This is a genomic window from Mesorhizobium sp. P5_C1 (genome assembly GCF_054049815.1).
The window spans coordinates 1-11334 of record NZ_JBFULQ010000162.1; the positions used below are offsets into that span (position 1 = coordinate 1).

General features: G+C 65.6%; 10 protein-coding genes. 4 read left to right on the top strand and 6 right to left on the bottom strand.

Annotated features, from left to right (window positions below; all coding sequences use genetic code 11):
* Together ACXJ7R_RS15010 and ACXJ7R_RS15015 are read left to right on the top strand one after the other, a co-directional pair.
* On the top strand, positions 1-156 hold a 156-nt coding region (locus ACXJ7R_RS15010), incomplete at its 5' end, for a RidA family protein (RefSeq protein WP_457152523.1).
* A gap of 256 nt (positions 157-412) precedes the next feature.
* Positions 413-1588: an FAD-dependent monooxygenase gene (locus tag ACXJ7R_RS15015; RefSeq protein ID WP_457152515.1), complete on the top strand. Its 1176-nt coding sequence runs from the start codon at positions 413-415 to the stop codon at positions 1586-1588.
* Here the strand turns inward: ACXJ7R_RS15015 and carB are convergent.
* The 4 genes from carB to ACXJ7R_RS15035 all read right to left on the bottom strand — a co-directional run bounded on the left by carB (position 1585) and on the right by ACXJ7R_RS15035 (position 7803).
* Entirely contained in the window at positions 1585-5088 is a 3504-nt protein-coding gene (gene carB / locus ACXJ7R_RS15020) for a carbamoyl-phosphate synthase large subunit (protein ID WP_457152516.1), read from the bottom strand. The two genes, ACXJ7R_RS15015 and carB, sit on opposite strands and share 4 nt — an antisense overlap.
* 219 nt (positions 5089-5307) lie before the next feature.
* Positions 5308-6213 (bottom strand): SH3 domain-containing protein, encoded by a 906-nt coding sequence (locus ACXJ7R_RS15025; protein WP_457152517.1) that lies wholly within the window; start codon positions 6211-6213, stop codon positions 5308-5310.
* A gap of 397 nt (positions 6214-6610) precedes the next feature.
* On the bottom strand, positions 6611-7369 hold the full coding sequence (locus tag ACXJ7R_RS15030; protein WP_457152518.1) for a metallophosphoesterase family protein: 759 nt from the start codon (positions 7367-7369) through the stop codon (positions 6611-6613).
* A gap of 77 nt (positions 7370-7446) precedes the next feature.
* Positions 7447-7803 (bottom strand): ArsR/SmtB family transcription factor, encoded by a 357-nt coding sequence (locus ACXJ7R_RS15035; RefSeq protein ID WP_457152519.1) that lies wholly within the window; start codon positions 7801-7803, stop codon positions 7447-7449.
* Positions 7804-8009: 206 nt separating this feature from the next.
* On the opposite strand from ACXJ7R_RS15035, the gene ACXJ7R_RS15040 reads away from it, so the two are divergent.
* Positions 8010-9188 (top strand): MFS transporter, encoded by a 1179-nt coding sequence (locus ACXJ7R_RS15040; RefSeq protein ID WP_457152520.1) that lies wholly within the window; start codon positions 8010-8012, stop codon positions 9186-9188.
* 25 nt (positions 9189-9213) lie between these two features.
* Here ACXJ7R_RS15040 and ACXJ7R_RS15045 read toward each other — a convergent pair whose 3' ends face one another.
* Positions 9214-9669, bottom strand: coding sequence for a MarR family winged helix-turn-helix transcriptional regulator (locus tag ACXJ7R_RS15045; protein WP_457152521.1), 456 nt, complete (start codon positions 9667-9669; stop codon positions 9214-9216).
* Between the two features lie 232 nt (positions 9670-9901).
* On the opposite strand from ACXJ7R_RS15045, the gene ACXJ7R_RS15050 reads away from it, so the two are divergent.
* On the top strand, positions 9902-10696 hold the full coding sequence (locus tag ACXJ7R_RS15050; RefSeq protein WP_457152522.1) for an SDR family NAD(P)-dependent oxidoreductase: 795 nt from the start codon (positions 9902-9904) through the stop codon (positions 10694-10696).
* A 22-nt stretch (positions 10697-10718) separates the two neighbouring features.
* Here the strand turns inward: ACXJ7R_RS15050 and ACXJ7R_RS15055 are convergent, their stop codons facing one another.
* A complete protein-coding gene (locus tag ACXJ7R_RS15055) occupies positions 10719-11318 on the bottom strand; it encodes a LysE family translocator (protein ID WP_457152524.1) in 600 nt (199 codons plus the stop codon).
* Positions 11319-11334: the final 16 nt, after the last annotated feature.

The window sequence follows — 11334 nt, forward strand, 5'->3', positions numbered from 1 at the left end:
GTGCGCATCTACGCCGTCAATTCCGGCTTCTACAACGCCATCAATCGGGTCTATGCGAAGTATTTTTCGATCAACCCGCCGGCGCGCAGCTTCGTGCCGGTGGCGTCATGGCCGATGGAGTTTGATATCGAGATCGAGTGCGTGGCGGTGGCGTGAGCGGCGCAGCGATTTGGAGTCCGACACCGCCTTCTGTCCGCCCATGGTGTTGAAGATGATCAGCACCTGACGGTTGCGGATGGCGTCTTCGATGTTGGGGCGGCTTTCCAGCACCTTGTTCTCGGCGACGACGCACCCCTTACAACATGATCGCCGTTTGCCTGCGCTGTGCGCCGGCGCTAGGCTGCCAATATTCACGGGCGGCCGCGGGTGGCGGCACGCGCCAAGGGCTGACCATGCTTGACGAGCCGGAGCAATGAGCACGAGCCCGCTACGTGTGGCAGTCATTGGCGGCGGCATCGGCGGCGCCGCCGCTGCTGCCGCCCTGCTTCAACGTGGCATGGACGTCCGTCTCTACGAGCAGGCTACGGCCCTGGCCGAGGTCGGCGTCGGCGTCGTGATCCAACCGAACGGTGTCCGGATGCTTCGGCGGCTCGGCCTCGGTGACGAGCTGATCCGCTCGGGCGCCAGATGGATCGACCCACAGTTTCGTCGCGCCGATGGATCCTATGCGGCTGCGATGTGGCCCCCCGAGCTTGCCAGCCAAATCGAGTTCTACGGCATGCACCGCGCCGATTTGCTGGCAATGTTCGTCGATCGGCTACCTGCCGATAGTGTGAAGACCGGCCACAGATGTATCGGCTTCGAACAGGACGATGAGCAGGCCGTCATCACTTTCGCCAATGGTTTGCGCACCACGGCCGACGTCGTGATCGCGGCTGACGGTATCCATTCTACCCTTCAGCAGTTCGTAGTTGCCCCGTCCGCCCCGCTCTATTCGGGATCGGTCGCCTATCGAGGGGTGATCCCGGCGGCTGGTGTCTCGTGGCCGCCGGGAGCGATGCGCAACTGGCTTGGTGCAGGCAAGCATTTTCTCGTCTATCCGGTGCGCGCCGGCCTGCTCATCAACTACGTCGGCTTTGTGACGACTGACGAGCCGATGAAGGAGTCATGGTCGGCACGGGGCGATCCCGCCGCCCTTGCCCGGGAGTTCGCCGGTTGGGACCCCATGGTCGAGACGGTCATTGCCCAACTGAAAACGACGTTTAGGTGGGGCCTGTTCGATCGTGAGCCGCTCGCAACCTGGACTCGCGGACGCCTGACCCTGCTGGGCGACGCCGCCCACCCAATGCTGCCGCATTTGGGACAAGGAGCCAATCAGGCCATCGAAGACGCGGTTGCCTTGGCGACGGTGCTGAGCCACGCAGACCGCAAGTCAGCCCCACGGGCGCTGCTGATTTACGAGCAGCTGCGGCGCGAGCGGACTGCCGGCGTCCAGCGCATGGCGCGCATGAACGGTGCTCGCTATGACGCATCCAGCGGCGACTTGCATGCCCGCGACCGCAAGCTTGACGCTCAGCCGCAGGAACGCGCCTGGGTCTGGAATTACGACGCCGATGCCGAAGCCATGGCAGCCGCGGCTTCGCTCTAGGCAAAGTACTCCTGCAGCGGCCTGACCTCGAGGCTCCCCGCCTTCAGCGCGGCAATCGCCTCCGCTACCGCGGCAGCGCCCGACAGCGTCGTGTAATACGGCACCTTCTGCATCAGCGTCGCGCGGCGGAGCGATTTTGAGTCCGACACCGCCTTCTGGCCATCAGTCGTGTTGAAGACGATCTGGACCTGGCGGTTGCGGATGGCGTCCTCGATGTGGGGGCGGCCTTCCAGCACCTTGTTGATCTTCTCGGCGACGACGCCGTTTTCGGCGAGGAAGCGGGCCGTGCCTGAGGTTGCCATCACCTTGAAGCCGAGACCTGCGAGGCGCTTCACCGCCGGCAATATGCCCTTCTTGTCCTCGTCGCGCACCGAGACGAACAGCGTGCCGGAGCGTGGCAGGTCGACGCCGGCGCCCAGCTGGCTCTTGGCGAAGGCCAGCGCGAAATCGCGGTCGAGGYCCATGACCTCGCCGGTCGAGCGCATTTCCGGGCCGAGCAAGATGTCGACGCCGGGGAAGCGGGCGAAGGGGAACACGGCTTCCTTGACCGCGATGTGGCCGGGGTTCCTGGGGTCGGGCATGGCGCCGTAATGGGCGAAGGCGTCTTCCAGCGTCTCGCCGGCCATGATGCGGGCGGCGATCTTGGCAATCGGCCGCCCGATGGTCTTGGCGACGAAGGGCACGGTGCGTGATGCGCGCGGGTTGACCTCCAGCACATAGACCGTGCCGTCCTTGATCGCATATTGCACGTTCATCAGGCCGCCGACATTGAGCGCGCGGGCGAGTGCCGCCGTCTGGCGCTCCAGCTCATCCACCAGCTCCGAAGGCAGCGAGTGCACCGGCAGCGAGCAGGCACTGTCGCCCGAATGGATGCCGGCCTCCTCGATGTGCTCCAATATGCCGGAGACGAAGGTTGCCTTGCCGTCGCAGAGGCAATCGACATCGACCTCGATGGCGCCCGAGAGATAGGTATCGAACAGCAGCGGGTTCTTGCCCAGGAGCGTGTTGATCTGGCCGGTCTTGTCGTTGGGGTATTTCTGCTTGATGTCCTCCGGCACCAGGCCGGGCACGGTGTCGAGCAGGTAGGATTGCAGCATGCCCTCGTCATGGATGATCTGCATGGCGCGGCCGCCGAGCACATAGGACGGGCGCACGACCAGCGGGAAGCCGAGCTCGCCTGCGACGAGGCGGGCCTGCTCGACCGAATAGGCGATGCCGTTCTTCGGCTGGCTGAGGCCGAGCTTGTGCAGCAGCTTCTGGAAGCGGTCGCGGTCTTCGGCGAGGTCGATCATGTCGGGCGAGGTGCCGAGGATTGGGATGCCGGCCTTCTCCAGCGCATCCGCCAGCTTCAGCGGCGTCTGGCCGCCGAACTGGACGATGACGCCGACCAGTTCGCCCGAGGCTTGTTCGGCGCGCAGGATCTCCAGCACGTCTTCCGCCGTCAGCGGCTCGAAATAGAGCCGGTCCGAGGTGTCGTAGTCGGTCGACACGGTCTCGGGGTTGCAGTTGATCATGATCGCCTCATAGCCGGCGTCGCGCAGCGCAAAGGCGGCGTGGCAGCAGCAATAGTCGAACTCGATGCCCTGGCCGATGCGGTTCGGCCCGCCGCCGAGGATGACGACCTTTTTGCGCGACGAGACCTGCGCCTCGTTGGCGAGGTGGCCGGCGAACGGCACTTCGTAGGTCGAGTACATGTAGGCGGTGGGCGAGGCGAACTCGGCGGCGCAGGTGTCGATGCGCTTGTAGACCGGGTGAACGTCGAGCTTTTCGCGGACCTTCGCGATCACTTCGATGTCGGTCCTGGTCAGCGATGCCAGGCGGGCGTCGGAAAAACCCATCGCCTTCAGCATGCGCAGATTGACGGCATCCCCGGGGATGCCGTGCTCGCGGATGCGGGCTTCCATGGCGACGATGCCGGCGATCTGCTCGAGGAACCACGGGTCGATCTTGCACATGGCGTGCACGTCTTCCAGCGAGGTGCCCATGCGGATCGCCTGCGCCACCATGCGCAGCCGGTCGGGCGTCGGCGTGCCCAGTGCGGCGCGGATGGCGTTGCGGTCGTCGGCATGGTTGGCGATCGCGGTCCCATGGCCGAGGCCGGGGATCTCGATCTCGTCCAAACCTGTCAGGCCGGTTTCGAGACCACGCAGCGCCTTCTGCAGCGATTCCTGGAACGTGCGGCCGATGGCCATGACTTCGCCGACCGACTTCATGGCGGTGGTCAGCACCGGCTCGGCGCCGGGGAATTTCTCGAAGGCAAAGCGCGGGATTTTTGTCACGACGTAATCGATCGACGGCTCGAACGAGGCCGGCGTGGCGCCGCCGGTGATGTCGTTCTCCAGCTCGTCCAGCGTGTAGCCGACGGCGAGTTTCGCCGCGATCTTGGCGATCGGGAAACCGGTCGCCTTGGAAGCCAGGGCGGAGCTGCGCGAGACGCGCGGGTTCATCTCGATCACCACCAGGCGGCCATCGGCCGGGTTGACGGCGAACTGCACGTTGGAGCCGCCGGTCTCGACGCCGATCTCGCGCAGCACCGCGATCGAGGCGTTGCGCATCATCTGATATTCTTTGTCGGTCAAGGTCAGGGCAGGGGCGACGGTGATCGAATCGCCGGTGTGCACGCCCATCGGGTCGATGTTCTCGATCGAGCAGACGATGATGCAATTGTCCGCCTTGTCGCGGACGACCTCCATCTCATACTCCTTCCAGCCGAGCACGCTTTCCTCGATCAGCACTTCGGTGGTCGGCGAGGCATCGAGGCCGGACTGGACGATCTCGTAGAATTCGGCGCGGTTGTAGGCGATGCCGCCGCCGGTGCCGCCCATGGTGAAGGACGGACGGATGATGGCCGGCAGGCCGACATGGTCGAGCGCCTGGGCGGCGATCGCCATGCCGTGGCTGATGTAGCGCTGCTTGCGGTCGCCTTCGCCGAGGTTCCAGCGGGTTTCCAACGCGTCGAGCGCGGCGTCGAGATCGGCCGGGGCTTCGGCCTTGACCGCGGCGCGCTCGGCCTCGTGCGTCTTGCGGTCGGTGTTCTTGACGTCGGTGGCGTTGGCCAGCATCGACTTCGGCGTTTCCAGCCCGATCTTCTTCATCGCCTCGCGAAACAGCGCGCGGTCCTCGGCCTTGTCGATCGCTGTGGCGTCAGCGCCGATCATCTCGACATTGTAACGGTCGAGCACGCCCATGCGGCGCAGCGACAGAGCGGTGTTGAGCGCGGTCTGGCCGCCCATGGTCGGCAGCAGCGCGTCGGGCCGCTCCTTGGCGATGATCTTGGCCACGACTTCCGGCGTGATCGGCTCGATATAGGTGGCGTCGGCCAGTTCCGGGTCGGTCATGATGGTGGCCGGGTTGGAATTGACCAGGATGACGCGAAAGCCCTCTTCCTTCAGCGCCTTGCAGGCCTGGGTACCGGAATAATCGAACTCGCAGGCCTGGCCGATGACGATGGGGCCGGCCCCGATGATCAGGATCGACTTGATGTCAGTGCGTCTTGGCATGGGCGATAAGTTCCGTTCGGCGGGCGGCTTGCACAAAAAACCGGGACGGGAAGACCCGGCCGGTTGTGCTCGCGATTCTGGTATCAGGCTAGGAGGGCCTTATAGGGAAGAGTTTTGCCCGATGTAACCCCGAAAATGAGGGGAGTAGGGGAGTAGGTAGAGTTTGGAGCGCGCTGCAAACATACTGCCTTACTGCCCTACTCCCTTACTCCCCTAAGACTAATCCCCCAGCGCCAGCTGATCCGTGATCTCGAAGCGTTCGGACACGCCGATGCGGATCATGTTCAGGCTGCCTTCACGGGTGAAGCGGAAGTCGCTCTGCCCGTCGGACCCGGCCGGCTTGCCGGCGACGAAGGAGATGACGCGGGTGCCGCCGTCGGGCCAGGTGACGGTGACGTCGGCATTGTCCGTGCCGGCGCGCATGACGCTGACCGCGCAGCGGGTCATCGGCTCGCCGACATAGCGGGCGCAGGGAATTTCATTGGTGGCGTGGTCAGATGGGGTGGCATGCTCAGATGGCGGCTCCAGCCGCGCGACGGCTTGTGAGTCAGGCGGCGGGGCAATGGATGCCGCGGCCGGCGGCTTTTCGATCTCGCCGGTCGTCGGGTTTTCCTGCACCGCGAAGGCCAGGCCGTAGGCATCCCGCATGGCCGTTTGGCCGATTTCGACGGCTGATTTCTGCGTGCTTTCGGCGCCAGCCTCCGGACCCGCGCCACCCAGACGCGCCGCCAGGTCGGGCGGCGGTGCGATCGGCGGCTGGGGCTTGGCGGGGTCGCCGGTTTGTGGTTTGTCCAGCGCCGATGCCTGATCGGCCTCATTGCCAGTGGAGGCGACCATCGGTGCGTCGGCCGGTCTTGCCTGGCCTTCGACATAGGGAGCCGGATTGAGGGGGATGAGGTAGCGCGCCGGCGCCCATCCGCTCAGCTTGTCCTTGCCCATGCTCTCGACCTTGCACCATTTGTTGCCGTTGACGTCGTTGCAGCCGAGATTGGTGACGCTTGCGCCTCCAGCCAGACGCGCTTCGACCGTGGCGACCGGCGATGCTGCTGTGCGGATATTGAGAAGGTCATCCGGCGCCAGGCCGGTGACGATGGAGATGACGAGATCCGGCGATTCTTCGGCCATGGCGGGGCCAACAGCCGGCCAGGCCGCCATCAGAAGCGGAGCCGCAATCAGCGCATGCAGGGTTGTTCGGAGCGTAACGGTGCGCCTCATCATTTGGCCGTGCGCTGATACTCAAAGACACCGTGCACGCGACGGATCGAGCCCGTCGCATGCCCGGCCGGTTTTATAAGCGACGACGCGCCGCCATGTAAGCCCGAAAATTCGAGCGAACCATGGTGCTGGGCGGACGGGAGAAACCCTGCTGCTCCTTGCGAAGCCCCAGCTGATCCCCTCGCCAGGTCAATCCTCCCGGCCTGGCTGAGGGCATTTCGTGTCTAGCCGCGGCGGCTTGGCGTTGCAAGTTTACGGGTCAGGGAGGCTGGCGGCATCAACGAGTTCAGCCCGGCATGAGCTACGCTCAGCCCGGCATGAACCCCGTCCTGAGCGCGTGGGCCCATTCCGGGCGTCCCGCCTGTTCGGCCTGTCTGGCCGCCGCCTCGCGGTTGTAATCGACGGCGATGGCCTCGAAGCGGTCGGGCTTGCCGGCGCTGCCTAAGGTAACGATGCCGTAGCGCGCATGCGGCGAGCCCTGCTCCGAGACATGCGCCGGTGGCGTCGCATCGTCATAGGCGGGGCAGCCGATGCTGCCGGGATTGAAGACGACCGGACCACCGGGAATGCGGATCAGCTCAGGCCGGTGGCTGTGGCCGCACAGAGCGATGCGGCAGGCGGGGTCGAGCGCCTTCAGCCGCCGTCGGATCGCCGCCAATGGCGCGCGCACCAGCTGGCCATCGGTGATCGCATCGAGCAGATATTTCTCGTCATGGTCGGGACGGGCGTGGAAGGCTATGATGCCGGGCGCGATCTCCAGCGTCAGCGGCTGCGCGAACAACGCCTCGCGCTGCGCCTGCGTCAGCCGCTGCTGCGCATAGGCGTCGGAAGGCCACATCTCGTCACTGGCCGGATCGGCGGCGACGCGGCGGTCGTGGTTGCCGCGCACCGTCGGCAGGTTGAGCGCCTCCAGCCGCGCAAACGTCTCGCGCGGCCACAGCGGGCCGGAAACGCTGTCGCCGAGATTGACGGTCAGGTCGGCGCCGCCGCGCTGCTTCAGATCGTCAAGCACGGCGTCCAGCGCCAGCACATTGCCATGGATATCTGCGAGGACGGCGATGCGCATCTTGGGTGGCTCCGAACGTGGGGCAGCGTTTTCTCTTTCCCCGCTATGCGGGGCGAGGAACCCAATTCCTGCAAGGGTCAGGCGGAAACTTCAAGATCGTGGCCACCGACCGCGGGCAGCGCGGGATCGTCTCCGGCGGCGGCGATGACACTGTCGAGCAGGCCGGGGAAGCGGGCGTCGAGGTCGGCGCGACGCAGCGTGATCATGCGGTTGGTGCCAACGACTTCGGCGCGGGTGACCCCGGCCTCGCGCAGTTTGGCCAGATGATAGCTCAGATTGGTCTTGGAGCCGAGGTCGAGGAACTGGCTGCAGTTCAGCGCCACGCCCTCCTTGCTGGCGAGATAGCGCACGATGGCGAGCCGCGTCGGGTCACCGAGCACGCCGAGCACGATCGGCAGGCTGATCTGGTCGGTATTGGGGTGTGGCAAGGTCATGGCTGGAAACTAAGCACAGTTCGGGCCGATTTCAACGCATCCATCCTGCTCTGCGCATACGCGCCGTTCTTCCGTTGCGATCCGTGCTGACCGACTGTGCTGACACAGGGCTGTCAGGAGGGTGCTGCTATTTTTCCCTGGCTTCATTGACATCATGCCCTGTCATGTCCAATTGTTCAATAACTTTTGAACTAAGGACACGCCCCATGGACAAACGCCTCTTTTGGCTTGCGCTCGGATCGTTCACGATCTCGACCGAAGGCTTCGTCATCTCCAGCCTTTTGCCGGACATCGCGGCGGACGCGGGCATCTCCATTCCGTTGGCCGGCACGCTGATCACCGCCTTTGCGCTCGCCTATGCGGTGGGCACGCCGATCCTGGCGACGCTGACCGGCGAATGGGACCGGCGCCGTGTCATCCYGTGGACGCTGGTGTTCTTCGTCATCGGCAACATTGCCGCCGCGTTGAGCTCCTCCTTCGAACTTCTGCTGATCGCACGCATCGTCATGGCGCTGTCGTCGGGCCTGTTCGCCGCGACCGCGCAAGGCACGGCGGTGGCGCTGGTTGATGACCATCACCGGGCCCGCGCCATTGCCGTCGTCGTCGGTGGCACCACGGTGGCCGTCGCGGTCGGCGCGCCGCTTGGCGCTCTGGTCGCTGCCTTCGCCGGCTGGCGCGGCACGTTCTACGCCATTGCCGGCCTTGGCGCGCTTGCCGGCGCGATCCTTTGGTACCGGCTGCCGCGCGGCATCGTCGGCACCAGGCTGCCCCTGAAGCGCAGGCTGGCAGCGGCGCTGCGGCCCGGCGTGATGCCGATCCTCCTGACGACGCTTCTGGCGCTGACCGGCGCCTTCACCGTCTTTGCCTATGTCGCGCCGCTCGCCATCGAGGGCGGCGGGCTCAGCCAGATCGCGCTGCCCGGCATGCTGCTCGCCTTCGGTGTCGGCGCCGTCATCGGCAACATCGCCGGCGGCCAGGCAGCCGACCGTTTTGGCGCTACGCGCACCGTCGGCTGGTCGCTGACGCTGAGTGCGGCCATGCTGGTGATGCTGTCGGTCATCCCGACCTTCCTGCCGCCCCACATTGCCGGGCCGGCGCTGATGGCGATGATGGTGCCGTGGGGCATCGTCGGCTGGGCGTTCCCGCCGGCGCAGGCCAGCCGTATCATCAAGCTGGCGCCCGACGCCGCGCCGATCGTGCTGTCGCTCAACGGCTCGGCGCTCTATCTCGGCGTGGCGCTGGGCGCCGTGGTCGGGGGCGCCGTGCTGCGCTACGGCGCGCCGGCCGATCTCGGCCTGGTCGCCGCAGCCTTCCCGATCATCGGGCTCGGCATCGTGCTGGCCGGTCGCTGGGCGGCGCGGCCGGTTGCCATGCCGGCTGAGTAGTCTTCTCGGAAGCCCGTCGGCTGCCTTAGCTGGCCGGCGGCAGCTCGAAATCCAGCGCGGCGATGTCATCCAGCGCAGCGCGCAGTTTTGCCGCCTGATCCTTGCCGACCACGTCCTCGAAACGCTGCTGGGCGACGTGCCACAGCTTCATCGCCTCATCGAGTTTGACCAGACCCTGCGGCGTCAGCCGCACGCGCTTGATGCGGCGGTCGTCCGGATCGGCGAAAGTCTCGACATAGCCGTCGCGGATCAGTGGCTTCAGCGTGTGGCCAAGCGCCGACAGGTCCATGATCAGGGACGCGGCAATGGCACCCATCGCCGGCTCGTTGCCGATATGGATCTGGTAAAGCAGGCCCTGCTGCGTGGCCTTGAGGCCCGAAGGCGCAAGCACATCATCATAATACTGGCCGAGCTTGCGTGCCGCGCGACGCAGCATGGCGTTGTTGCACAGCGTCAGGCCGGGTAGGGCATCTTTTGACATGTTTTTCTCTCGGCTCTTTCTCTCGGCGACGGCTGCATCACGCCCGACCGCTTACCCCTAAATAATCTCAGTCCCGATCATTGACAAGATAGTGGCATATGCCTATTTCAAGGATAGTGGTATATGCCACTAAATGAAATCAGATGGCTTTGGCGGCAAGGCAAGGGCAGTTGCCCACGGTGCCGGCGGCAAAAGTCGAAGCGAAGCAATCAGTCGAAGAAGGAACAGGACAATGAGTGGACAGAGCAACAAGGGCACGGCGGTGGTCACCGGAGCTTCGGCGGGCATCGGTGCGGTCTATGCGGATCGGCTGGCAGGGCAGGGCTATGACCTGCTGCTGGTGGCGCGGCGCGCCGACCGGCTCGAGGAACTGGCGGAGAAGCTGCGCTATGCCTACGGCCGCAAGGTCAGCGTGATCAGCGCCGATCTCGCCGACGACAATGATGTCCGCCGCGTCGAGCAGGCGATCGCCGCCGACGACAGCGTGACGGTGCTGGTCAACAATGCCGGCATTGGCGGCCAGCAGGTGGTGGCGACAGCCGATGCCGACGCCGTCGAGCGCATGATCAAGGTCAATGTCATCGCCTTGACGCGGCTGACCCGTGCCGTGCTGCCAGGTCTGGTGGCGCGCAACCGTGGCGCCATCGTCAACATCGCCTCGGTGCTTGCCTTCGACACCTCGTTCGGCGGCATCTACAGCGGCACCAAGGCTTATGTCGTCAACTTCACCGAAGCCCTGCAGCGCGAAGTTGCGGGTACGCAGGTGAAAGCGCAGGTGGTGCTGCCAGGCGCGACCCGGACCGATTTCTGGGAGATCGCCGGCAGCGATATCGATAGCCTTCCGCAGGAGATCGTCATGACGGCGGACGATCTGGTCGATGCCGCACTTGTCGGCCTGGCCAAGGGCGAAACGGTTACCGTGCCGGGGCTTGCCGACGCCACCAAGCTGGACACTTTCCTCGGCGCGCGCCAAGCCTTCTACGGCAGCCTGCATGCCAACAAGCCGGCGGCACGCTACGCGGCTTGAGCCCGTGTGTGGCGGTTGGCGTTCAGGCCGACCGCCACATTGGAATGGTCGAGGCGGCAAGCACCAGCGCCAGCACGATGTTGAGCGCGCGCCATTGCCATTCTGTCTTGAGCAGCCGGGCAAGCAGCATCCCGGCCACGCACCAAAGCGACAGCGAGGCAGCTGCTGCCAAGCCGAAGGTGGCGCCTAGCAGCAGCGCAAGCTGCAGCGGGCCGCTGGCCAAGGCCGCGAACGAGGCTGCCGCGCCTAGCCCCATCGCCCAGCCCTTGGGGTTCATCCATTGAATGCCGGCACCGCCGAGAAAGCTGTTCGGACTGGCCATGGTGACGTCCAGGTTGGGCGGTCCGCTGCGACCGATCTTGATCGCCAGCCAGACGAGATAGAGCGAGCCGACGACCTTCATCGCCAGTTGCAATGAGGGCACCGCAAGCAGCAGGCCGGCGAGCCCGCCAGCGGCCGCTCCCGTCACCGTGGCGAGGCCGGCGGCGCTGCCGACCAGCAAAGGGACCGAACGGCGAAAGCCGAATTGCGCGCCGGACGCCGTCGACAAGGTCGTGGCGATGCCGGGCGTGGTCGTGGCAACGATCGCAAACAGGACGAGGGGGATGATCGGCTCGAGCATGCGGCTTCCTTTGAAG

Excerpts from the sequence above, each read along its gene's own strand:
- ACXJ7R_RS15015 (WP_457152515.1), top strand. The coding sequence starts at position 413 with ATGAGCACGAGCCCGCTACGTGTGGCAGTCATTGGCGGCGGCATCGGC.
- ACXJ7R_RS15025 (WP_457152517.1), bottom strand. The coding sequence starts at position 6,213 with ATGGCCGAAGAATCGCCGGATCTCGTCATCTCCATCGTCACCGGCCTG.
- ACXJ7R_RS15030 (WP_457152518.1), bottom strand. The coding sequence starts at position 7,369 with ATGCGCATCGCCGTCCTCGCAGATATCCATGGCAATGTGCTGGCGCTG.
- ACXJ7R_RS15035 (WP_457152519.1), bottom strand. The coding sequence starts at position 7,803 with ATGACCTTGCCACACCCCAATACCGACCAGATCAGCCTGCCGATCGTG.
- ACXJ7R_RS15045 (WP_457152521.1), bottom strand. The coding sequence starts at position 9,669 with ATGTCAAAAGATGCCCTACCCGGCCTGACGCTGTGCAACAACGCCATG.
- ACXJ7R_RS15050 (WP_457152522.1), top strand. The coding sequence starts at position 9,902 with ATGAGTGGACAGAGCAACAAGGGCACGGCGGTGGTCACCGGAGCTTCG.
- ACXJ7R_RS15055 (WP_457152524.1), bottom strand. The coding sequence starts at position 11,318 with ATGCTCGAGCCGATCATCCCCCTCGTCCTGTTTGCGATCGTTGCCACG.